The 23,498-nt window shown below is 65.6% G+C and carries 20 protein-coding genes; 6 read left to right on the top strand and 14 right to left on the bottom strand.

Translation table 11 applies throughout. From position 1 onward, the window contains the following. Positions 1-6: 6 nt before the first annotated feature. From astA to G3N61_RS00080, 3 genes are read right to left on the bottom strand one after another with little or no spacing between them, the layout of a single operon-like run. The gene (gene astA, locus G3N61_RS00070) at positions 7-1,038 is read right to left on the bottom strand and encodes an arginine N-succinyltransferase (protein WP_043182073.1); all 1,032 of its coding nucleotides are present in this window, start codon (positions 1,036-1,038) and stop codon (positions 7-9) included. Further along, positions 1,035-2,087, bottom strand: a complete 1,053-nt coding sequence (aruF, locus tag G3N61_RS00075; RefSeq protein ID WP_205821070.1) for an arginine/ornithine succinyltransferase subunit alpha — start codon at positions 2,085-2,087, stop codon at positions 1,035-1,037. Before aruF ends, astA begins: the two co-directional genes overlap by 4 nt. A gap of 30 nt (positions 2,088-2,117) precedes the next feature. Then, a complete protein-coding gene (locus tag G3N61_RS00080; protein WP_043182068.1) occupies positions 2,118-3,350 on the bottom strand; it encodes an aspartate aminotransferase family protein in 1,233 nt (410 codons plus the stop codon). A gap of 649 nt (positions 3,351-3,999) precedes the next feature. Here G3N61_RS00080 and G3N61_RS00085 point away from each other — a divergent pair. Next, complete coding sequence (locus tag G3N61_RS00085; protein ID WP_205821071.1) at positions 4,000-4,584, top strand: PAAR domain-containing protein; 585 nt, start codon at positions 4,000-4,002, stop codon at positions 4,582-4,584. Beyond that, on the top strand, positions 4,577-5,209 hold the full coding sequence (locus G3N61_RS00090; RefSeq protein WP_205821072.1) for a type VI secretion system amidase effector protein Tae4: 633 nt from the start codon (positions 4,577-4,579) through the stop codon (positions 5,207-5,209). Before G3N61_RS00085 ends, G3N61_RS00090 begins: the two co-directional genes overlap by 8 nt. Positions 5,210-5,862: 653 nt before the next feature. Here the strand turns inward: G3N61_RS00090 and G3N61_RS00095 are convergent. The 9 genes from G3N61_RS00095 to hpnI all read right to left on the bottom strand — a co-directional run bounded on the left by G3N61_RS00095 (position 5,863) and on the right by hpnI (position 14,748). Next, the gene (locus G3N61_RS00095) at positions 5,863-6,906 is read right to left on the bottom strand and encodes a GlxA family transcriptional regulator (protein WP_205821073.1); all 1,044 of its coding nucleotides are present in this window, start codon (positions 6,904-6,906) and stop codon (positions 5,863-5,865) included. A gap of 22 nt (positions 6,907-6,928) precedes the next feature. Next, positions 6,929-7,729, bottom strand: a complete 801-nt coding sequence (locus tag G3N61_RS00100; RefSeq protein WP_043182063.1) for an ABC transporter ATP-binding protein — start codon at positions 7,727-7,729, stop codon at positions 6,929-6,931. A 20-nt stretch (positions 7,730-7,749) separates the two neighbouring features. Further along, positions 7,750-8,463 (bottom strand): ABC transporter permease, encoded by a 714-nt coding sequence (locus tag G3N61_RS00105; protein ID WP_043182061.1) that lies wholly within the window; start codon positions 8,461-8,463, stop codon positions 7,750-7,752. After that, positions 8,460-9,149 (bottom strand): histidine ABC transporter permease HisQ, encoded by a 690-nt coding sequence (gene hisQ, locus G3N61_RS00110; RefSeq protein WP_043182060.1) that lies wholly within the window; start codon positions 9,147-9,149, stop codon positions 8,460-8,462. Before hisQ ends, G3N61_RS00105 begins: the two co-directional genes overlap by 4 nt. A 270-nt stretch (positions 9,150-9,419) precedes the next feature. Beyond that, positions 9,420-9,977 carry a lipoprotein gene (locus G3N61_RS00115; RefSeq protein WP_043182057.1) on the bottom strand — a complete coding sequence of 186 codons (558 nt, stop codon included), beginning with the start codon at positions 9,975-9,977 and terminating at the stop codon, positions 9,420-9,422. A gap of 87 nt (positions 9,978-10,064) precedes the next feature. Further along, a complete protein-coding gene (locus tag G3N61_RS00120; protein ID WP_089450178.1) occupies positions 10,065-11,108 on the bottom strand; it encodes a lysylphosphatidylglycerol synthase domain-containing protein in 1,044 nt (347 codons plus the stop codon). Continuing rightward, positions 11,105-11,989 (bottom strand): hopanoid biosynthesis-associated protein HpnK, encoded by an 885-nt coding sequence (gene hpnK, locus G3N61_RS00125; RefSeq protein WP_205821074.1) that lies wholly within the window; start codon positions 11,987-11,989, stop codon positions 11,105-11,107. Before hpnK ends, G3N61_RS00120 begins: the two co-directional genes overlap by 4 nt. Positions 11,990-11,992: 3 nt before the next feature. Next, complete coding sequence (hpnJ, locus tag G3N61_RS00130) at positions 11,993-13,414, bottom strand: hopanoid biosynthesis associated radical SAM protein HpnJ (protein WP_043182051.1); 1,422 nt, start codon at positions 13,412-13,414, stop codon at positions 11,993-11,995. Positions 13,415-13,572: 158 nt separating this feature from the next. Then, positions 13,573-14,748, bottom strand: coding sequence for a bacteriohopanetetrol glucosamine biosynthesis glycosyltransferase HpnI (gene hpnI, locus G3N61_RS00135; RefSeq protein WP_043182050.1), 1,176 nt, complete (start codon positions 14,746-14,748; stop codon positions 13,573-13,575). 639 nt (positions 14,749-15,387) lie between these two features. Between hpnI and G3N61_RS00140 the strand changes: the two genes are divergently transcribed. Continuing rightward, positions 15,388-16,386 carry an LLM class flavin-dependent oxidoreductase gene (locus G3N61_RS00140; protein ID WP_205821075.1) on the top strand — a complete coding sequence of 333 codons (999 nt, stop codon included), beginning with the start codon at positions 15,388-15,390 and terminating at the stop codon, positions 16,384-16,386. Positions 16,387-16,407: 21 nt separating this feature from the next. On the opposite strand, the gene G3N61_RS00145 is transcribed toward G3N61_RS00140, so the two are convergent. Then, a complete protein-coding gene (locus G3N61_RS00145; protein WP_043182048.1) occupies positions 16,408-17,469 on the bottom strand; it encodes an alpha/beta hydrolase in 1,062 nt (353 codons plus the stop codon). 173 nt (positions 17,470-17,642) lie between these two features. Here G3N61_RS00145 and pdxY point away from each other — a divergent pair, with 173 nt between their 5' ends. The 3 genes from pdxY to G3N61_RS00160 all read left to right on the top strand — a co-directional run bounded on the left by pdxY (position 17,643) and on the right by G3N61_RS00160 (position 22,455). Beyond that, positions 17,643-18,503: a pyridoxal kinase PdxY gene (gene pdxY, locus G3N61_RS00150; RefSeq protein ID WP_042977705.1), complete on the top strand. Its 861-nt coding sequence runs from the start codon at positions 17,643-17,645 to the stop codon at positions 18,501-18,503. A 280-nt stretch (positions 18,504-18,783) separates the two neighbouring features. Beyond that, positions 18,784-20,928: a phospholipase C, phosphocholine-specific gene (locus tag G3N61_RS00155; RefSeq protein ID WP_205821076.1), complete on the top strand. Its 2,145-nt coding sequence runs from the start codon at positions 18,784-18,786 to the stop codon at positions 20,926-20,928. Between the two features lie 378 nt (positions 20,929-21,306). After that, complete coding sequence (locus G3N61_RS00160; protein WP_205821077.1) at positions 21,307-22,455, top strand: branched-chain amino acid ABC transporter substrate-binding protein; 1,149 nt, start codon at positions 21,307-21,309, stop codon at positions 22,453-22,455. Positions 22,456-22,593: 138 nt separating this feature from the next. On the opposite strand, the gene G3N61_RS00165 is transcribed toward G3N61_RS00160, so the two are convergent. After that, positions 22,594-23,355, bottom strand: coding sequence for a FadR/GntR family transcriptional regulator (locus G3N61_RS00165; RefSeq protein ID WP_089450172.1), 762 nt, complete (start codon positions 23,353-23,355; stop codon positions 22,594-22,596). Positions 23,356-23,498 lie beyond the last annotated feature (143 nt).

Genomic DNA, 23,498 nt, shown 5'->3' on the forward strand with positions numbered 1-23,498 from the left:
ATTCGTTTATCCCTGTTTGACTTTGAGCGGCAGCACGCGGACCGGATCGCCGGCCTTCACGTCGAGCGCGACGGCATCGGCGGCCGACAGCACGAACGAACCGTTCGCGACCACGCCCGGCGCGACGCCGACGCGGAAATCGGTGAGCGACGTGTTCGACACGAGCGACTTCGGCGCGTCATCCCGTGCATCCGGCACGCCGATCGCGACCGGCACGACGACGCTCTCGCGCACCGTGCGCAGGTCGTTGACGTGGCATTCGAGCACGGGGCCCGCGTCGAAGATGTCGACGTGATTCTGGTAACGCAGCCCTTCCGCCTCGAGCATCTTGCGGGCCGGCAGCGTGTCGCGGTGCGTGAGGCCGACTGCATCCTGTGCGTCCTGCGGCAGCAGGTCGACGTACACCGGGTAGCGCGGCATCAGTTCCGCAAGGAACGACTTGCGGCCGTGCGAGCTGAGATAGTCGGCCGCGTTGAAATCGATCTGGTAGAAGTGCGAACCGACGGCGCGCCAGAACGGCGACGTGCCGTCGTCGTCGAAGTGGCCGCGCAGTTCCGCGCAGATGCGTTCCGGAAAGCGCTCGCGGAACTGCGCGATGAACATGAAGCGCGAGCGCGACAGCAGGCCGCCCACGCCGCCCGTGCGATAGCGCGGGCTCAGGAACAGCGAGCACACTTCCGCATAGCCGGTCAGGTCGTGCGAGATGTTCAGCGCGGACATCCGCGTCCACACGCCGAGCTCCTGGCTCGCATGCACGACCGTGCTCACGCGATAGTTGTAGAACGGCTGTTCGAGGCCGACCTGCGTCTCGATCCCGCACACGCCCGCGATGTCGCCCGTCTTCGATTCTTCCATCACGAAGAAGTAGCCGGCCTCGCCTGCTGCCGCCTCGCCCGCGAGCGTGCGGCGCGTGCGCTCGATGCGCGCGGCGAGCGCGTCGCGGTCGGGCTTGAACGTGGTCAGGCCCGGCCCGGTTTCCTTCGCGAGCGACACGAGCGAATCGACGTCGCCCGTTTGTACGACCCGAACGACGATCATGCTGCGTCTCCCTTCAAATCTTCATCGTCGCGGCGGTGCAGCGGCACGCAGCGCACGACATCGCCATCCTTCACATCGAGCGCCGCGCGCACGTCGCTCGCGAGCGGTGCATCGGCCGCACCGCCCGGCAGGTCGGCCAGCACGCAGCGGAACGATTCGCCGCTGCCCGTCGACACCATGTACGCGACGTCGCCCTGCTGGTGCGCCGCTTCGCGCACGACGCGCTCGGCGCCGTGCTTCACGCACGCGGTGCGGTCGACCTGCGCGGTCAGCACCGGGCCCGCGTCGAAGATGTCGACGAAGCGGTCGGGCTCGAAGCCTTCCTCGAGATGGATGTCGTACGCGAGCAGCGCCGATTCGTTCGGCTCGCCGAGCACGCGCTGCGCGGCTTCCGGCAGCAGAGGCACGTAGAGCGGATAGGCCGGCATCACTTCCGCGATGAAGGTGCGGCTGCGGCCGCCCGACGCGATGTCGACGTCGGTGAAGTCGCGGCCGAAGAACTTGCGGCCCACCGCTTCCCAGAACGGCGATGCGCCGTTGCCGTCGCTCACGCCGAGCAGCAGCGTGAACACTTCCGGCGTGAAGCGGCGGCGGTTCGCGGCGATGTACATCATCCGCGCGCGCGAGATCAGGTGCGCGGCCGCGTCGCCGCGCAGCGACGGATCGACGTAGAAGCCCGCCAGCCGGCTCTTGCCGGTCAGCTCGTGCGACATCGTGAGCGCGTGGATCTTGCGGTTCACGTGCAACTCGCGCGACGCGTGGATCAGTGCGTCGTTGCGGAACGCGTAGAACGGTTCCGAGTAGCCGGCCGCGGCCACGATGCTCGCCGTGCCGAGCAGCTTGCCGGTCGTCGAATCCTCGAGCACGAAGAGGTAGAACTCCTCGCCGGCGAAGTCGACGTCCGCGCGAAACGAATCCTCGGAGAGCGCCACGCGCGCTTCGAGCGCCGCGCGGTCGTGCGGCAGCGAGTGCAGGACCGGCTGCGCGGTGCGCGCCATGTGCGCGAGCGCATCGAGATCCGTGAGTTTGCCGGGGCGAACAAATAGCATCGTCGTTCCTGTCTGCGATGGGCGCGCCGATCAGCGCGCGGTGGCTTCCTGTGCGGCGAGCACTTGTTCGACTGCCTTCTCGAAGCGCTTCATGCCTTCGTCGAGCAGGTCGAACGGGATCACCAGCGACGGGACGAAGCGCAGCACGTTCGGGCCGGCGATCAGCATGATCAGGCCGTTCTCTGCTGCTGCGGTGACGAAGTCCTTCGCACGGCCGTCGAATGCGGCGGTGAGTTCGGCGCCGACCAGCAGGCCCTTGCCACGCACGTCCTTGAAGATGCCGAAGCGCGCGTTGATGCGTTCGAGCGCGCCCTTCAGGCGCACGCTGCGTTCGCGCACGCCTTCGAGCAGTGCCGGGTCGCCGATCAGTTCGACGACCTTGTCGGCGATCGCCGACGCGAGCGGGTTGCCGCCGTAGGTCGTGCCATGCACGCCGACCTTGAAGTGCGCGGCCAGTTCGTTCGTCGTCAGCATCGCGCCGATCGGGAAGCCGTTGCCAAGCGCCTTCGCGGTCGTCAGGATGTCCGGCGTGACGCCCGTGTCCATGTACGCGTAGAACTGGCCCGTGCGGCCGACGCCCGTTTGCACTTCGTCGAAAATCAGCAGTGCGCCGTGTGCGTCGCACGCTTCGCGCAGAGCCTTCAGGAAGGCCGGATCCGCCGGGATCACGCCGCCTTCGCCTTGCACGGGCTCGACGATCACCGCGCAGGTTTGCGGGCCGATCGCGGCCTTGGCGGCTTCGATGTCGTTGTACGGCAGGTGCTTGATGCCGGCCGGCACGGGGCCGAAGCCTTCCGAGTATTTCGGCTGGCCGCCGACGCTGACCGTGAAGAACGTGCGGCCGTGGAACGACTGCACGAACGAGATGATTTCGGCCTTATCGGCGCCGTGGCGATCGAACGCGACACGGCGGGCGAGCTTCAGTGCGGCTTCGTTCGCTTCCGCGCCCGAGTTCGCGAAAAATGCACGGTCGGCGAAGGTCAGCGATTCGAGGCGCTTCGCGAGGCGCAGCACCGGCTCGTTCGTGTAGCCGTTGCCGATGTGCCAGAGCTTGCGGCTTTGTTCGTCCAGGACCTTCAGCAGTTCCGGGTGGCCGTGGCCGAGCGACGTCACGGCGATACCGCACGCGAAATCGATGTACTCGCGGCCGGCCGTGTCCCATACGCGGGAGCCCTCTGCGCGATCCGGCACGAACGGCGCGGGGGAAAATACCGGCACCATCACTTCATCGAATGTCTGGCGGTTCACGGTCGAGGTCGTCATGGTCGTTCCTTTCGGTTTCGTAAGAGGGTTCAACAGGATCAAGTTTAGGTAAGGGTGACGCAAGCGTCTTGCGGAATTGCGACGGGTTCTATCGGAAGCGGATAGATCGCTTTTATTTTGCCTTCCCGGCGGGGTGGTGTTGGGTTTGGGTGTTGGTATTTTGGGGCTTTTTTGGCGGGTCTTTCTGCGTTTGGTGTGAAGCACCTGTGATCGTGTCGGTCTATTAGTGTCGCCCCTGCGCGGGGCGGCGGTTACTTTTCTTTGTCTTGCCAAAGAAAAGTAACCAAAAGAAAGGCGCTCGGATAACGCATGACCTCCCGGTGCCATGGTCGGCAGAGTGGTTCGCGCCTAAGTGTCCGCGCCAGTCACGAACCCGGAGTGGTTCGAGCAATAGTTCTGACACCCTCCACTACCCAACAGAGCGGTATACCGCCCGCTAGCTCCGCCCTCGCTTCGCTCGGCCGACAGGGAAGCCCCTTGGCACGACGGGATCAATCGATCAGTTCTGGAAATCACCGCACGCAATGGCGCGAAACCCCACGTGCTAGCAACGTACCCCGCGCGCGCCCTCTCGAGCACCGCAAACAATATCAAGATGGCTCTTTTCCCGGTGCGACTACGATTGCGACTTTCCGAGAGGGTCAAAACAATGAACAGAAGAATCGCGGTCGTCGGCGATAGTCTCTCAAGCGGCGGGAGAATCAACTCATACAGTGGACCGCCGTTCCTGATCCACGGGCATCAGGCAGCCTTGATCGGCGGTAGTGCATTCTGTACTGCATGTCAAAGCGTGGGCATCATCGCAAAGGCTGGCGGGCCATATCGACTCAAGTTCCAGGGAGAGGTCGCACTCGACCGCGATATTGTTCTGTGCGGCTGCCCGACTCCACCGAGCATCATCGCGTTACTGTCAGGCGAAGCTTGGTGTGAGGATCGGCTAAAGGGTCTCGGGGAAGTCATTTCGAGCCGCACGGCAACGGGCGGTGTCGCGTCGATCAAGAAAGGCGCATTCGATGAACAGGTCGAGGTAAAGACTAGTGGCGGCAGTACTTCCGATAGTCCCGGCGGCTATCCCTACTACATCGAGACGACAGACGGACGCATCCATTCTGGAGTCCTCGATGCAACCGGCGAGCTACCCCGCGTCCACACCGGCGACGGATCAGGAAACTACACCGTTTATTGGGGCGACGAAGCGATTGCAAAAAAACACAGCGGGGTAAGCCATGCCTAACCCCTCCACGAAGGTCCGCACGAATGACACGCCAAAATCCAAGAAATCCGTACAACTTCAGGCGTTGTCCTTCCAAGAACTTTGGAACGCGTATCCGAACAAAGACCCCTACGATGACCGCACTGGCGACTATGAGAATCAATGTGCCATACGCATGAGCGTTACATTTCACAGCATCGGCAGCGACATGAAGTCGTTTTCTCAAAACGTGCTGAAGCCGATGCCTGGCAAGAAGACACTAGGCCGCCTGAAACTCGGCGGCAAAGCGACAGCGACACGCGCTTACGAGCTAGCTGAATGGTTAAAGCTTCGCCCGTTCCTTGGGCTTGGTAAACCTGAAAACATCACCGGCCCGAATTGGCAAGACAAGATACAAAATCGAACCGGCATCATCTACTTTTTCGGTTACTGGCGCCAGGACGGCGACTCAGCCGATGCACTGAGTGGCGGTCACATCGACCTGTGGAACAAAGACACATTGACACCATCCTTTGCGTCGTTCTGGCGATTTCGCCTTGGTCAGCGAACGTTCCCAGACTTATTGTCGCGGCTTCGCGGGGGGAACGAGAATGTGATTTCGGACCTAGCGAAATCTAAAGAAATCCTATTCTGGGAGGTGAATTGACACGTATAGTTTTCGTTATTCTAGGCCTCGTGTGGGGCTTGCTTGTTGCAGCTGCTTGCCTCTATGTATTCAGCCATATTCCTTGGCCTGACGCCCTGCAATCGCGGTCGGCCGGCTGTAGCGACATGGAACACTGCGCGCCTCATGCAGTTTACATCGTAACCTTGCTCATTACGACCTTATGGCCGTCGGTCGTTTTTGCCACGCTCAACGCCTTTGCTTATAAACGTTGGTCGCCGCGCAGATGGGGCATCAAGTTCGTAGTTGCCACATTGTTCGTTATGCTGATCTATCTATTGCTTCATGTCGCCCCCTACCTATGGCTCGTCGACCGATGGCTTGTCAGATAGCCACTTAGAAGCGTAGCGAGGATGGAGCTAGCGGGTGGTATACCGCTCTGTTGGGTAGTGGAGGGTGTCAGAACCATTGCTCGAACCACTCCGCGTTCGCGACTGGCGCGGACACTTAGGCGCGAACCACTCTGCCGACCATGGCACCGGGAGGTCATGCGTTATCCGAGCGCCTTTCTTTTGGTTACTTTTCTTTGGCAAGACAAAGAAAAGTAACCGCCGCCCCGCGCAGGGGCGACACTAATAGACCGACAAGATCACCGGTGCTTCACGAAACACAAACGCGAACCACCAAAAACGAAATCAATCCTTCGCACCGCGCTCAACCAGCGCGCCTCCACGCGGCTCCCCGCCACCGCCGGTCTGCTTCTCGAGCCAGGCTCTCCGATCTTCCCGCGGCGTCACGCCAAACCGTTCGCGGTACGCATTAGAAAAATGCGCAGCAGAAGAAAACCCACAGGCGAGACTAACCTGCACAACCGACTTGCTAGTCCGCTGCAGTTGAGTCCGGGCCTTGAGCAACCGAAGATTGAGGTAATACTTGGAGGGCATCGCCCCGAGATACTGCCGAAAGAGCCGCTCCAACTGCCGGCGTGAAACGCCAACCAGCTCGGCGATCTCATCGGTCGTCAAAGGATCTTCGACATTGGCTTCCATCAAAAGCAAAGCATCGTTCAACTGAGGGTGTCGCTCACCGGGCGCGGTAACAAAAGGAATCCGCTGCCGTTCCTCGCCACTGCGCAAAGTCCCGGCCCCAAGCGCATCGGCGATCCTCTCAGCGAGATCGGGCCCATGTTCCCGGCCAATCATGGCCAGCATGAAATCAACCGTAGCCTGCCCACCCGCACAGGTGGCCCGATCCCGATCGATCTCGAAGATCTGCTGCGTGACGATCGACCGCTCGAACTGTTCGGCGAACTGCTGATACGTCTCCCAGTTCACGCTCACGCGATACCCGGAAAGCTGCCCGGCCATGGCAAGCCACCACACGCCATGATGAATGCCAGTGACGATAGGCGTCCGCTGCCCCACCCTCGCGAGACTCGCGAGAAACAACCGATAGTCGGCAAACTGCTGAAACCGCTCCGACACGACGATGACCCAGTCGCACGCGATCGCATCGTTGAACGCCGCATCGGCATGCCACTGCGCGCCGCCGGCGAGCGGCACCGGCCGCCCGTCCCACGAACACACCTGCCACCGATACAGCAGCCGCCCGTCGATCTCGTTCGCGAGGTTCAGCGCATCGACGATCGGACCCACGCCCGACATCGACACGGGCGGCAATGCAACGATCGCCACCTGCGTCGTGCGGGTGGCGCCTGCGGGACGAGACACCGGTACCACGGTTGAAACCTGCCCTGTCGCGTTACTTGAGACTGCCCGACAGGAACTGCTTGAGCCGCTCGCTCTGCGGGCGCACCAGCACTTCCTTCGGGTCGCCCTCTTCCTCGGTCCGCCCCTGATGCAGGAACATCACGTGGTTCGATACGTTGCGCGCAAAGCCCATCTCGTGCGTGACGACGATCATCGTGCGGCCTTCCTCGGCCAGCTTCTGCATCACCTTCAGCACTTCGCCCACCAGCTCCGGGTCGAGCGCCGACGTCGGCTCGTCGAACAGCATCACGTCCGGATGCATCGCCAGCGCACGCGCAATCGCCACGCGCTGCTGCTGGCCGCCCGACAGGTGCGACGGATACTGCTTCTCGACGCGCGGCGGCAAGCCGACCTTCTCCAGGTACTCGCGCGCCCGCTCCTCGGCTTCCTTCTTAGAAATGCCGAGCACGTGCACGGGGGCTTCCATCACGTTCTCGAGCACGTTCATGTGCGCCCAGAGGTTGAAGTGCTGGAACACCATCGCGAGCTTCGTGCGGATGCGCTGCAGCTGCTTGTGATCGGCGACTTCGAGCGCACCGGCGCGGTCGGCCTTCGTGCGCACGGCCTCGCCGTCGACGACGATCTGCCCCGCATTGGGCCGCTCGAGAAAATTGATGCAGCGCAGGAACGTGCTCTTGCCCGAGCCGCTCGCGCCGATGATGCTGATGACGTCACCGGCCTTCGCGTTCAGCGATACGCCCTTGAGCACTTCGTTGTCGCCGTAGCGCTTGTGAATGTCGACCGCGGCAAGCTTGGTGGAAGCGGCAGCGCTCGTTTGAGTGATCTCGGCCAACTGGCTCTCCTCGAAGTGATTCAATGACGGGCGGCCGCGAGATACGCAAGCCAGTGGCGCTCCGCGCGGCGAAACGCCGCGACGAGTGCGAACGATACCGCAAGATAGATCAGCGCGGCGATTCCGAACGACTGGAACGCCATGTAGGTCGCGGAATTCGCGTCGCGTGCAACCTTCAGGATGTCCGGCACGGTCGCCGTGAACGCGACGGTGGTCGCGTGCAGCATCAGGATCACCTCGTTGCTGTACAGCGGCAGCGCGCGGCGCAGCGCCGACGGCAGGATCACGCGGCGGTACATCGTGAACGGCGACATCCCGTAGGCGCGCGCAGCCTCGACCTCGCCGTGCGGAATCGCGCGGATCGCCCCCGCGAAGATCTCGGTCGTGTACGCGCAGGTGTTCAGCGCGAACGCGAGGATCGCGCAGTTGAAGCCGCTGCGGAAGAACGCGTCGAGCAGCGAGTGCGAACGCACGAACTCGAGGCTGTACATGCCCGTGTACAGCAGCAGCAACTGCACGTAGAGCGGCGTGCCGCGGAACACGTACGTGTAGAACCGCACCGGCGTCGACACCCACTTGTTCCTCGACACGCGCGCGACCGCGAGCGGCACCGCGCACACGAAGCCGAGCGAGATCGACGCGACGAGCAGCCACAGCGTTACCGCGAGGCCGGAGAGGCGCTGGCCGTCCCAGTAAAGGAACGCCTGGCCGAATTCCTGGAGGATCTCGATCATAGTTCTGCGTGCCGCACGCCCATGGAATAACGCTTCTCGAGCTGGATCAGCACGAGGTTGGAAACGGTCGTGATCGCGAGATAGATCAGCGCCGCGACGAGGATGAAGAAGAACATGTTGAACGTGCTCTTGCCGGCGTCCTGCGCGGCCTTCACGACGTCCGCAAGCCCGATGATCGACACCAGCGCGGTGGCCTTCACGAGCACCTGCCAGTTGTTGCCGATGCCCGGCAGCGCGAAGCGCATCATCTGCGGAAACATGATCCGGGCGAACACGCGCGCGCCGCTCATCCCGTAAGCCGCGCCGGCTTCGAGCTGGCCGCGCGGCACCGACAGGAACGCCCCGCGGAACGTCTCGGTGAAGTACGCGCCATAGATGAAGCCGAGCGTCAGCACGCCGGCCACGAACGGGTCGATGTCGATCTGGTCCCAGCCGACGAAGTCGGTGAACTGGTTCAGCCAGATCTGGATGCTGTAGAACAACAGCAGCATCAGGACAAGATCGGGCACCGAGCGGATCAGCGTCGTATAACCGGTCGCGATCGCTCGCAGCACCCGGTTGTGCGACAGCTTCGCCACCGCGCCGATCAGCCCCAGCGCCACCGCAGTGGCGAGCGACAGCACCGACAGCTCGATGGTCTGCACGGTGCCGGCCCAGAGGACAGGACCAAAGCCGTAAAGGAACACGCGCGTCTCCAGAGTTGGAATGGATGCCGACGCGTATGCCTGTCCCGCGCCGGGCTGACGCGGATAGTCGCAAGCGAAATTGATTGCCTCAAATCACCTTGCACGGGATTGCTGCGTCGCAGCAATCCGTCCCACCATTTGCAACCAGGGCCTACGCCCCTGTTTCAAAAGGAAAAAAGCCGCTCCCTGACAACCGGATAACGGGCAGGGAAGCGGACTTTTTGCAATTTTCCGGTCGCTTTTTCGATATAGCGCCGAAGGCGGCTGCGCTTACCGTCCCTTCAGGATATCGGAGCGCGAAGTCGTATAGACAAGCCCGTCCGGGCCGAAATGCACGTTGAAGAATGCGTCGGTGTTGACGCCGTCCTCGAGCCAGCGCCAGCTCCAGACCGTCTCGGGCTTGAGCGGATACTGCGCGATGTCGCCGGGCTTGCCGAGCAGGCGCCGCACCTCGTCCTCGTTCATCCCCGGGCGCACCTTCGCGAAATTCTCGGCGGTCAGCACCTGCGTCGCGCCCGTGTAGCGGCCGTTCGCATCGAGGTCGACGAACCACGTCTGGTTGCCCATCGGGCCGCGCGGGTATTCGAGGCGCTTCGAGCCGTCGGTGAAGTCACGCTCGGTCTCGGGCTTGCCCATCGTGCCGCGCACGTCGGCTTCGGTCGATTCGCCGACCTTCAGCCCCTTCAGCAGCAGCGGCGCGGGCTTGATCGCGTTGAAGAAGTCCCTGATACGTTGCACGTCGAGGTTGCCTTGCTTGTCGTCGCAGCCGGTCAGCGCCAGCGCGGCGGCCAGCATCGTCACGGGAAGCAGCCGGAAACGGAAATTCATCGGAAGAAATACGCGTCGAGAAAACACGCGGCAAGGATACCCGCGCGACGCCAAAAGCGCGAGACGGGCCCGCAGCCCGTCTCGTGTTCAATGCATCGTTTCGGTTTCAGTTTCGGCCACGCGGCTCGTCGCGTGCGGCGCACGCGGCACGGCCGGCGGCACACCGATGCGGCGGCGCGTGCGCACGAGCTCGGCAAGCTGCCACGAACCGAGCGCCAGGCAGCCGAACAGCACCTCGCGGCCACGCTTGACCAGCGCGAGCGACAGCGCCGTCTCGCGATCGACGCCGAACATCTGCGCGAGCAGCACGACGGTCGCCTCCTGCACGCCGAGACCGCCCGGCACCATGAATGCCGCATGGCGCACGGCCTGCGTCATCGCCTCGATCGCGATCGCGCCGCCGATCGACACCGGATGGCCGAGCAGCGCGAGCGCCCAGTAGATCTCGAGCGCGCCGAGCGTGTAGCCGGCCAGCTGCCAGAAGAATGCGCTGAACAACAGGCCCGTACGCGACATCAGCCCATCGATGTCGGCATCGAGCCGCTTGCCGTCGACGCCCTGCAGCAGCCGGTGCGAATCGCCGAGCAGGCGGCCCGCGAAACGCTCGATTGCATGGAAAATCCCGCCGCGGCGCATCAGCACGACGCCGAGTACCGGCAGCGGCAGCGTGAGCAGCAGCGCGAGCCCGATCGTGCCGCCGCCCATGTTGTCCGTCGTCGCGAGCAACAGCACGAGGCCGAGCGCGGCGAACGCATACTGGACGACGATAGTCACGAGCACCTCGACGATCACCGACGCCGTCACGCGGCTCGCGTCCGGCACCTGCCAGCGCGCGAGCCGGATCCCGACCAGCTCGCCGCCGATCCCGACCACGGGCAACAGCCGGTTCACCGCCTCGCGCACGGTTGCGATCCACCACAGGAACGGCAGCGACGAGCGCTTGTCGAGCAGCAGGTGCCACGCGTAGGCGTCGAGCAGCAGCGGCAGCGCATGGAACGGCACGAGCCACAGCAGCGCGTAACCGGCGCGCGCGAGCATCTGCGACACGTCGCCGATGCCTTCATGCAGCCCCAGCGCCAGCAGGATGCCGATACCGAGCGGCCAGCCGAGCCATTTGATCCACTTGGTCATGACGGCTGCGCCCCCGGTGCGCGCGATGCCGGCGCGCCGCGCCGTGCCGCGGGCTGGCCGAACACGTCGGCAAAGCCGCCGGTCGCGACGCCCGCCGCCTTCAGCGCGGCCGCGACGCGCGGCGACAGCAGCGCGTCGAGTTCGTCCACCGGACGGTAGCCGGACATCGTCGGCGTGATCGGGCCGTCGCCGGCCTCGGCCGGATGGCAATAGATCTCGCCAACGCCCGGCGGCAGCTTGGCCAGCGCGTCGAGCAGCACGGCCTCGTCCATCGCGCCCGTATGCTCGATCCCGACCACGTAGTCGTTGTGTGCGAGCCCCGCGCGGTCGAGCCGTGCGCGCACGAGCGCAATCCACGGCTTGAGCAGCGCGGGCGCGCTCGTCTCGTAAGGCAGCCGCACCGCGCGCAGCCCGTAGTCGCGGCCGATCTCGATGATCATCGACAGCACGGTCGGATGCAGGTGGAAATGCTTGTGCGCGTTCACGTGGTCGAGCGGCAGGCCGCTCGCCGCGAACGCGTCGAACTGCGCGCGAATCTCGCGGCGCAGTTGGGCACGCACGTGCGGCAGGAAGAAGAAGCGACAGCCGTCCTTCGCCATCGCGTCGCCGAACCGCCCGTCGGGGCCGACGAGCGCGGGAATCTCATGCGCGGGCAGCGTGGCCGGCCCGTCCGCGAGCACCAGATGCAGGCCGACCGCGAGCGACGGCAGCCGCCGCGCGCGTTCGATCGCATCCTGCGCGGCGGGCGCACCGACCATCAGGCTGGCGGCGTTCAGCACGCCGTCGCGGTGCGCGCGCTCGACCGCCGCGTTGACGCGCGGGTGCAGCCCGAAGTCGTCCGCGGTGAAGATCAGCGCCCGCGCCGCCCGCTGCGTCGTCACGAATCAGGCCTCGTGTGCGCGCAGGAAGCGGAAGAACTCGACACCTTCGCGCAGACGGCGCTTCATCATGTCCCAGCTCGTCAGCATCTCGCGGACGATTTCCCAGATCTTCGACGGACGGAAGTAGAACTGGCGATAGAACTGCTCGAGATGGTGATAGATCTCGTCGCGCGACAGGTGCGCATAGCCGATCGCAGCGAGCTGCACGCCTTCCTTGCTGACCAGGTTGATGGTCTTGTTCTCTTCCATCCAGCCGTTCTCGACGGCCTGCTTGTAGAGCGTCGTGCCCGGATACGGCGCGGCGAGCGACACCTGGATCGTGTGCGGATTGATTTCCTTCGCGTACTCGATCGTCTTCTTGATGGTTTCCTGCGTCTCGCCCGGCAGGCCGAGGATGAAGGTACCGTGGATCTTGATGCCGAGCTTCTTGCAGTCCGCGCTGAAGCGGCGCGCGAAATCGGTGCGCACGCCCTTCTTGATGTTCACGAGGATCTGGTCGTCGCCGGATTCGAAGCCGACCAGCAGCAGGCGCAGGCCGTTTTCCTTCATGACCTTCAGCGACTTGTACGGCACGTTCGCCTTCGCGTTGCACGACCACGTCATGCCGAGCTTGCCCAGGCCGATGGCGATGGCTTCCGCGCGCGGCAGGTCGTCGGTGAAGGTGTCGTCGTCGAACATCAGTTCCTTCACTTCCGGCATGTTGTCGCGGATCCACTTCGCTTCCGCGAGCACGTTCTCGACCGAGCGCGTGCGGTAGCGATGGCCGCTGACCGTCTGCGGCCACAGGCAGAACGTGCAGCGCGACTTGCAGCCGCGGCCCGTGTAGATCGATACGTACGGATAGTTGAGGTAGCCGATGAAGTAGTTGTCGATCTTCAGGTCGCGCTTGTAGACGGGCGCGACGAACGGCAGTTCGTCCATGTTCTCGAGGATCGGACGCGCTTCGTTGTGCTCGATCGAGCCGTCCTTCGCGCGCCAGCTCAAACCCTTGATCTGCGGGAACGGCTTGCCTTCGGCGATTTCCTTGCAGGTGTAGTCGAATTCCTCGCGGCACACGAAGTCGATTGCCTCGCTCGCCGTGAGCGAGTTGTGCGGATCGACCATCACCTTCGCGCCGACCATGCCGACCAGCAGCGACGGCTTCATCTTCTTCAGATCCTGCGCGAACATCGCGTCGGTCGGGAACGACGGCGTGCTCGTGTGGATGATCACGAGGTCGTAGTCGTTGGCGATCTTCAGCGTTTCCTCGACCGACAGGCCGTCGGCCGGCGCGTCGACGACGCGGCTGCCCGGCACGAGCGCGGCCGGCTGCGCGAGCCACGTCGGATACCAGAAGGAACGGATTTCGCGCTTCGCCTGATAGCGCGAGCCGGCTCCGCCGTCGAAGCCGTCATACGAAGGGGCCTGCAAGAACAGCGTTTTCATGAGTGCTCCGGTAGCCTGCATAGTTCGATTCGTCACAACGATTCAGTCAAAAAAACCGCGGGCCGCCCTGCCGGCGCCCGCCTCTTTGTCATGTCGCGCCGCGCGGCCCCGCCGCGCAACGCGTCTCGGCCCTTGGGCCGGATTCGATCGGAACGGCCCTAGCGGCCGTCCACGCCTTCCACGGCCGCCGTCGCGCGTTCGCCGCCGACGACCGTCATCCTCGCGCCGCGCCACACGACGTGCGTGCCGAACACGGCCGCGAGCCACTCGAGCGCGAGCAGCGTGTCGCGCACCGCGACGAGCGGCAGGTCGCGCCAGAATGCGCGCCAGCCATCCTCGCCGCGTGCGTGCAGCACGAGCCGCCCGAACGCGCCCACCACGACCGCCGCGCCTGCCAGCGAACCGGCGAAGGTTCCGTCAAGGCGCAGCGCGAGCGCCGCGCCGATCGCGAGCCACGGCACGGTGAACGTAATGAACAGGAACGCGAAACCGGCCGGGTTCAGCGACCGGATCGTGCGCAGCCAGCGTGTCTCGCGGTGCCACAGCGGCCCGAACGACGGCTCGATCACGTCGGTCGCGACCTCGACTTCCGACAGCACGGTGCGCCGCCCGAGACGGCGCGGAAGCTCGGCCAGCCAGAAATCGTCGGCCAGCTCGTCCTTCAGCGCGGGAAAGCCGCCGATCCGGTCGAGCGTGTCGCGCGTCAGCGCGAGCGTCGCGCCGAAGCCGAAGCGGCTCGAGCGGCCGAGATGCGTGATCCGGACCGACGGCGCGAACCATGCATCGACGAACTGCGCACCGATCCGCGTCCAGAACCCGCCGACGCTGCGCGCATGATACAGGCACGTGACGACACCGACCGACACATCGGCGAGCGGCGCCGTCACGCGCTCCAGATAGTCAGGCTTCACCGCGATGTCGCTGTCCGCGATCACGATGCGGCCGTACTTCGCACGTTCGGCGAGGTTGATCAGGTTGCTGACCTTCAGGTTCTTGCCGTGCACGCGCGCGTCGACCACGAGCGTGATGTCGCACTCGGGATAATCGGCGCGCAGCCGTTCGACCACGGCGATGGCCGGATCGACCGCCGACGCGACGCCGAACAGCACTTCATAACGCGGATGGCGCTGCTCGCAGAACGTCGCGAGGTTTTCGTACAGGTGCGGCTCCGCGCCACACAGCGGCTTGAGCACGCTGATCGGCTCGAAGCCGTCGCGCACGGCCGTGTGCGGCGTGCGCGGCCGCGGCGCGAACGCGGCGACGAGCGCATACCCGGCCGCGGCCAGCGTAAACACGATCAGGAGCCAGTCGAGCATCGTTACGGTTGCCGTCATGCGCGACGCCTCCCGGCGACCTGAACGCCATGGAGAACGCGTGAGCGTGATTGAACGTGATTCGGTATTCCGACAACGACGAACGCGGGCACGACCCGACTCCTTGTTCCAGCAGCGTCTGTATATGAGGGAGGCTCGACCCATCCTTCAGGTCTGGCCATGCCCGGCTTCGCGTGGTGCATCTCCGCACGACGCCCGGACGGGATGCGGGAAGACTCGTATGGCTACCTTCGGCACAACATGGGCAGGCGCCGGATTTTAGCAGCCTGCGGCACCCCGCGCTTGGCACTACGAGAAACGCACTGGTGCAATTCTGGCAAAGCTGTGCAGGCGACGAACCATTTCGGCGCACCCGCGTTCACGTTAGCGTAAGCGGTTTGCAAGCGTATTGCAGTCTTGAAAATCAAACATTTCGTGCAAATTTGTACGTCGATGCGGATTCACATCCAATCGCCGTAAAGATTGGTAATTAATCCGCAATTAGATTGATTTTTGCAACGATGGCCGAATTCGACCCTGCATCCCTGAAAGGCGCATGGGTATCGGGCCGCCCCCAGCACGTTCCGGAACCCTTTGGCAAAATCCTTGGCATTTGTTGCGTAAGCGCATCACCCTGCTCCCCCGTTCGAAGGCCAACCGATGACTCCGTTTTCCGTACTCGATCTCGCCCCCATTCCGGCCGGCGCCGACGCCTCCCAGGCTTTCCGCAACACCGTCGATCTCGCGCAGCATGCGGAACGCTGGGGTTACCGGCGCTACTGGCTCGCCGAGCATCACAACATGCCCGGCATCGCGAGCGCGGCGACCGCCGTCGTCATCGGCCATGTCGCGGGCGCCACGCAGACGATCCGGGTCGGGTCGGGCGGCATCATGCTGCCGAACCACGCGCCGCTCGTGATCGCCGAGCAGTTCGGTACGCTCGCGTCGCTGTATCCGGGGCGCATCGATCTCGGCCTCGGCCGCGCGCCCGGCACCGACCAGACCACGTCGCGCGCACTGCGCCGCGACCTGATCGGCAGCGCCGACTCGTTTCCGGATGATGTCGCCGAGCTGCAGCGCTACTTCGCGGAGCCGGTGCCCGGCCAGCGCGTGCGCGCGGTGCCCGGTGCAGGGCTCGACGTGCCCGTGTGGCTGCTCGGCTCGAGCCTGTTCAGCGCCCAGCTCGCCGCGATGCTCGGGCTGCCGTTCGCGTTCGCGTCGCACTTCGCGCCGGATTACCTGATGCGCGCACTCGAGATCTATCGCGCGCAGTACCGCCCGTCGGCCGCGTGGCCGAAGCCGCATGCGATGGTCGGCGTCAACGTGTTTGTCGCCGATACCGACGACGAGGCGCGGCGCCTGTTCACGTCGCTGCAGCAGCAGTTCATCAACCTGCGGCGCGGCACGCCGGGCAAGCTGCCGCCGCCGGTCGACGTGCTCGAGGCGAATGAGCTCGAGCTCGCGACCGTCGCGCATTCGCTGTCGTTCGCGGCGGTGGGCTCGCGCGACACGGTGCGCGACAAGCTGCGCGACCGCATCGCGCAGACCGGCGCCGACGAGCTGATCGTCACCGCCCAGATCTACGATCACGCCGCACGGCTGCGCTCGTTCGAACTGACCGCGCAGATCCGCGACGAACTCGCGAGCGACACGCGCTGACGGCTCGCGGCCGGCCCCGCATCACTGCGGGTGCACGGCCTCCAGCCCGTCGAGCAGCGCCTTGTGGAACGCGTCCGGGTCCTGGATCTGCGGCGCGTGCCCGAGCGCCGGGAATTCGACGAGCTGCGCGCCGGGGATCGCGGCCTGCGTGCGTTTCGCGAGTTCCGGATAGTGGCCGAGCTTCGCATGCACGTCGGGCGGCGCGACGTCCTTGCCGATCGCGGTCGTGTCCTTGTCGCCGATCATCAGCAGCGTCGGCACGCGGATCGCGCCGAGTTCGTAGACCACCGGCTGCGTGAAGATCATGTCGTAGATCAGCGCGGAGTTCCATGCGACCGCGTCGCGACCGGCGCCGCGGTACATCCCGGCCAGCATCTGCACCCAGCGCTCGTACGACGGCGACCACTTGCCCGCGTAGTACGTGCCCTGCTCGTAGCGGCGGATACCGTCGGCCGTGGTCTTCTGCTCGCGCGCATACCAGTAGTCGACCGACAGCGGCGGCACGCCGAGCGCCTTCCAGTCCTCGAGGCCGATCGGGTTCACGAGCACGAGCTGGTCGGTCGCCTTCGGATACATCAGCGCGTAGCGCATCGCGAGCATCCCGCCCGTCGAGTGGCCGACGATCGTCGCCGACTTCACGCCCAACGATTCGAGCAGCGCGTGCGTGTTGTGCGCCAGCTGCTGGAAGCTGTACTGGTAGCGATCGGGCTTCGACGACTTGCAGAAGCCGATCTGGTCCGGCGCGATCACGCGATAGCCCGCGTGGCTCAGCACGCCGATCGTGTCCTCCCAGGTCGCCGCGCAGAAGTTCTTCCCGTGCAGCAGCACGACGGTGCGGCCGTTCGGGTGCGCCGGCTGCACGTCGAGGTAGGCCATCTCGAGGGTGTCGCGCTGCGACACGAACGTGTACAGATGCACGGGCGCCGGATAAGTGAACCCTTCCAGGCGCGGGCCGTACACGGGCCCGTCGTTGCCGGCGGGCGATACGGCCACCGCCGCGGCAGGCATGGCACACGCGGCGGCGACGCCAGCGCCGAGCGCGGCGGCGCGCGCGGCAAACAACATCTTGCGAATCGAAAGCATGGCGATCACGGTGATTGGAGACGCACGCGGGCAGCCGGGCCGCCTCGCGCCCCGCGATTCTACGCGGTCGTGCTGACGACGGCGCGCAACACTCCGGGGCTGTGCGACTTCCGCGCGCGCGACGAACTCGGGTATCGTGTGACGTGACCCTGAAACGCGTGCAGGCGATTCCCATGAAAAACGTCCTCAGCATTCAGTCGCACGTCATCTACGGCCATGCCGGCAACAGTGCGGCCGTGTTCCCGATGCAGCGCCTGGGCGTCAACGTCTGGCCGCTCAATACCGTCCAGTTGTCGAATCACATGCAGTACGGCCACTGGGCCGGCAGCGCGATCGATGCCGCGAAGATGGAGCAGCTCGTCGACGGCATCGCCGCGATCGGCGCGCTCAAGCGCTGCGACGCCGTGCTGTCCGGCTTCCTCGGCTCGCCGCCGCAGGCGCGGGCGGCTGTCGAGATCGTCCGCTCGGTGAAGGCGATGAACCCGAACGCGTGGTACTTCTGCGATCCGGCGATGGGCCAGACGGGCGGCATCCGGCCCGAGCCCGGCGTCGAGGAATTCATGGTCCAGGAGATGCCGGCCCTCGCGGACGGCATGTCGCCGAACCACACCGAACTGCAGAAGCTCGCCGGGCGGCGCATCGAAACCGTCGCCGAAGCCGTCGAAGCCTGCCGCGCGCTGATCCGCCGCGGCCCGCAGATCATCCTCGTCAAGCACCTGCACGACCGCAACAGCCCGGCCGACCGTTTCAACATGCTCGCCGTCACCGAAACCGAAGCGTGGATCGGCCAGCGCCCGCTGTACGCGTTTCCGCGCCATCCGGTCGGTGTCGGCGACCTGACCAGCGCGATCTTCGTTGCCTGCCGGCTGCGCGGCGACTCCGTGCGCGCCGCGTTCGAGCACACGCTCGCCGCCGTGCACGCGGTCGTGAAGGCCACCTACGATGCGCGCCGCTACGAGCTCGAACTCGTCGCCGCGCAGGACGAAATCGCGCGCCCGAGCGAATGGTTCGGCGCGTGGGTGACGGACGCCTGACGCGCCGGCATCGCCCTCCGCTTCACCGGCGCGCGTCCCGCGTCGCACCGCTTTCCCGCCCTGCCCCTGCCTCGCCACGGCCGCTGTCGACTGGCGCGCCGACGCTGCTTCGACATCGTTTCCGTGCAGATGCAAACGTTTTCGGACTTCACATGAATGACACCGATTCCTCGCTATGCTCGCGGCGGCACAACCCGGCGCAGCCGCATCCTGCGACCCGGGCGCGCCCTTCCAGCAGGTCCCGCCAATCGGCTCCCTCCTTTACCGCACGATAACGACCATGACTCGATCGAACCGTCGTGACTTCCTGCGCGTCGCTGCCGGCACCGCCGGCGCCGCCGCGCTGAACCTGTTTCCGCCCGTGATTCGCGATGCGCTTGCGATTCCCGCGAACCGCCGCACCGGCACCCTCCGCGATATCGAACACATCGTGATCCTGATGCAGGAGAACCGCTCGTTCGACCACTACTTCGGCACGATGCGCGGTGTCCGCGGCTTCGGTGACCCGCGCCCGCTGCGCCTCGCGAACGGCAAGTCGGTGTTCCACCAGCCGGTCGGCCCGGCCGAACTGCTGCCATTCCATCCGGGCGCGGACAAGCTCGGCCTGCAGTTCCTGCAAGACCTCCCGCACGGCTGGCAGGACATGCACGCCGCGTGGAACAAAGGCCGCTACGACCAGTGGGTGCCGAACAAGGGCACCACGACGATGGCGTACCTGAAGCGCGACGACATCCCGTTCCACTACCAGCTCGCCGATGCGTTCACGATCTGCGACGCGTACCACTGCGCGATCCCGAGCTCGACCGATCCGAACCGCTACTACATGTGGACGGGCTACGTCGGCAACGACGGCACGGGCGGCGGCCCGGTGCTCGGCAACGAGGAAAAAGGCTACGCCTGGACGACCTATCCGGAAGTGCTCGAGCAGGCCGGCGTGTCGTGGAAAATCTACCAGGACGTCGGCACCGGGCTCGACGCGAACGGCTCGTGGGGCTGGACGCAGAACCCGTACATCGGCAACTACGGCGACAACTCGCTGCTCTACTTCAACCAGTACCGCACCGCGCTGCCCGGCACGCCGCTGTACGACAAGGCGCGCACCGGCACCAACATCAGCGCCGGCGGCACGCTGTTCGACATCCTGCAGCAGGACGTGAAGAACGGCACGCTGCCGCAGGTGTCGTGGATCTGCGCGCCGGAAGCGTATTCCGAGCATCCGAACTGGCCCGCGAACTACGGCGCGTGGTACATCGAGCAGGTGCTGAAGGCGCTCGTGTCGAATCCGGACGTGTGGAGCAAGACCGCGCTGTTCATCACCTACGACGAGAACGACGGCTTCTTCGACCACGTGCCGCCGCCGTTCGCGCCGCAGTCGCGCGACAACGGGCTGTCGACGGTCGCGACGACCAACGAGGTGTTCCCCGGCGACGCATCGCACATGGCCGGCCCGTACGGACTCGGGCCGCGCGTGCCGATGCTGGTCGTGTCGCCGTGGACGAAAGGCGGCTGGGTCTGCTCGCAGACCTTCGATCACACGTCGCTGCTGCAATTCATCGAGGCACGTTTCGGCGCGCAATATCCGGTCAAGGCCGGCAACGTGTCGCCGTGGCGCCGCACGGTGTGCGGCGACCTGACCGCCGCGTTCGATTTCGCGACGGCCGACGCCGGCTGGCCGACGCTGCCTGACACGAGCGGCTACGCGCCGCCCGATCGCCTGCGCCATCCCGACTACATCCCCGTGCCGCCGGTACTGCAGAAGCTGCCGAAGCAGGAGGCCGGGCTGCGGCCGGCGCGCGCGCTGCCGTACGAGCTGTTCGTGCATGGCCGCATCGACGCGCCCAACGGCCCGTTCCGGCTGACCTTCGCGAACACCGGCCAGGCGGGCGCTGCGTTCCAGGTCCAGTCGCGCAACCGACTCGACGGCCCGTGGGCGTACACGGTCGAAGCCGGCAAGCGCGTCGCCGACACCTGGAGCGCCGCCGCATCGCTCGGCCTGTACGACCTCGACGTGTACGGCCCGAACGGCTTCTACTGCCACTTCCGCGGCCCGTTCGCGACCGGCATCGGCAACGCGAGCGTGAACCCCGAGGTGATCTACGGCTACGACGTCGCGAACGGCAACATCACGCTGCGCCTGATGAACCGCGGCCACAAGGCCGTGCGGCTCAAGGTCACGAACGCGTATGGCCACGGCCACGCGCGCACGTTCGACCTCGCGCCGGGCCAGCAGATCGACGACTACTGGGACCTGCGCGGCAGCCACGGCTGGTACGACCTGACCGTCAGCGACGGCCGGCTGCTCGGCTTCCTGCGCCGCTTCGCAGGGCACGTCGAGACGGGCCGCCCGAGCGCCAGCGATCCGCTGATCCGCACGCACGCATCGCACGACGATGCCGAAGCCGCATCGGACGCACTGTCCGACTGACGACGTCCCGTGCGCGGCGCGGCCCCGGCGGGCCGCGCCGCCTCCGTGCCCCTCGCCGGTCCTCCGCTCCCCCTCCTCTCCGCCAGCTCCGTTCGCGACGGGAAACTCCCGATACCGGCTGCCCCGGCACGCGCGGAAGCTATGCGCAAATCCGCACCGAATGCGCGGCAAATTGCCAAGACCCGGGCATATCGGCGACCTATATATCGAGGCGATCGGGGCTCTTCGCGGAGCCTGACGGGAGATGCTTCCGAGGATCACGATGCCGACCTCCCCGCCCGATTCCGAGAAGCGGTCGAACCGCCCGCCCGTCGCACACGTTCGGCCCGCCCGGGCGCGTGCGGTACTCACTCGCAGGTGTCGAACAAGAGGAACAACATGAAATTCCGTCATTCCCTGCTGTCGGTGTTGATTGCATCCGCGCTTGCCCTCCTCTCGCAACAGGCCGCCCAGGCCGCCGATACGACCGACGTGAAGGTCGGTTTCGCCGCGCCGCTCACGGGCGTGAACGCCGGCTACGGCAAGGATCTGCAGAACGGCGTGCAGCTTGCGCTCGACGATGCCGCCGCGCAGAAGGTGCAGATCGCCGGCAAGCCCGCGCACTTCAACCTCGTCGTGCAGGACGACCAGGCCGACCCGCGCATCGGCGTGCAGGCCGCGCAGGCGCTCGTCGACCAGAACGTGTCGGTCGTGGTCGGCCACTTCAACTCGGGGACGACGATTCCGGCCTCGGTCGTCTACGACAAGGCCGGCATCCCGGTGATCGATCCGGCCGCGACCAACCCGACGCTCACCGCGCGCGGACTCGCGAACATGTTCATGGTGATCGCGACCGACGGCCAGAACGCCGGCAACGCGGGCAAGTACGCGGTCGACGTGACGAAGGCGAAGCGCATCGCGATCATCGACGACCGCACCGCGTTCGGCCAGGGCGAGGCCGACGAGTTCGAGAAGGCGGTGAAGGCCGCCGGCGGGAACATCATCGGCCGCGAGTTCACCAGCAACCAGGCGGTCGACTTCCGTGCGCAGATCACGAGCCTGAAGGGCAAGAACCCCGATCTGATCTTCTTCGGCGGCCTCGATTCGCTCGCCGCGAACTTCATCAAGCAGATGCGCCAGCTCGGGCTGAATGCGCAGTTCGTCGGCGGCGGCGGCGTGAAGGACAACGAGTTCATCAAGATCGCGGGCCCGGCCGCCGAAGGCGCGATGGCGTGGGAATACGGCCGGCCGCTCGACGAGCTGCCGCAAGGGAAGGATTTCGAACAGCGCTTCAAGAAGCGCTTCGGCGTCGACGTGCTGTCGTACGCGCAGTTCGGCTACGACGCGGCCTGGGCGGCGATCAAGGCGATGCAGGCGGCCGGCTCGACCGACCCGAAGGTCTATCGCCCGGCCCTGAAGAAGGTCGACTTCGAAGGCGTCACCGGCCGCATCTCGTTCGCGAACGACGGCTCGCTGAAGAGCGGGATGTCGACGCTGTACCAGGTGAAGAGCGGTGCGTGGAAGACGATCACGACGAAGGGAGGCTGATCGGCGGTGCCGGCGGCCGGCGGCGGAAACGCCGCCCGGCTCCGGCGATCGATGAAGCGAGATCCGATCTCGTATGACAACTGATGTTGATGCGATTCGACCGGGCCGGCGGCAACGCGAGCCGCACTGCCCGGCGCGTCAGCTGGCCTGCGTGTCGCGCTCGGCTTCGGCCGCCTCGTGCGCGCGGCGCAGCCGCTCGCGGCTGTTGGTGAGGTGCGTGCGCATCGCGGCGCGGGCCGCCTCCGGGTCGTGGCGCGCGATCGCCTCGTAGATATCCTCGTGTTCGTGGTTCAGCCGGCCGACATACCGTTCGAGATCGTCGCCGGCAAAGCGGGCCGAATTCACGCGCGTGCGCGGGATGATCGACGTGCCAAGCTGCGTCATGATGTCGACGAAATAGCGGTTGCCGGTGGATTGCGCAATCTGCAGGTGGAACTGGAAATCGAGCTGCGCCGTGTCGCGGCCGCCGCCCGCCCCCGTCGCGATCGCGTCGAGCGCGCGCCGCAGCGCGGCAAGGTCGGTATCGTTCGCGCGCTGCGCGGCGAGGCTCGCGCATTCGCTCTCGAGGCTGATGCGCAGCTCCAGCACCGCAAGCACGTCGCGCAGCGTCGTGATCGTCGCCGGGTCGATGCCAAGCGTCTGGCGGCGCGACGGCTCCAGCACGAAACTGCCGATGCCGTGGCGCGTCTCGACGAGGCCGCTTGCCTGCATCCGCGAGATCGCCTCGCGCACGACCGTGCGGCTCACGCCCTGCGCCGCCATGACTTCGGTTTCGGTCGGCAGCTTGTCGCCAGGACGCAGCGTGCCGTTTTCGATCTGCGCGGTCAGCGCGTCGACGACATCTTGTGCGAGGCTGCGTGCGCGACGGCGCGGCGCTGCGGGAAGCGTAGGCACGGACATGAGGCCGGTTCCTTTTTGAATGATCGTAATGTGAGCCGAGGGTTTACGCGGGGTTTGAGCGAAAGCCGATGATTCATTATACTGCGTCACAAGTCATCCGACGACTGATGATCGAAGCACGGATCTCCTGTCGACTCAAGCGC

It is taken from the genome of Burkholderia sp. Ac-20349, assembly GCF_017104865.1.
Lineage (GTDB): Bacteria > Pseudomonadota > Gammaproteobacteria > Burkholderiales > Burkholderiaceae > Burkholderia > Burkholderia aenigmatica.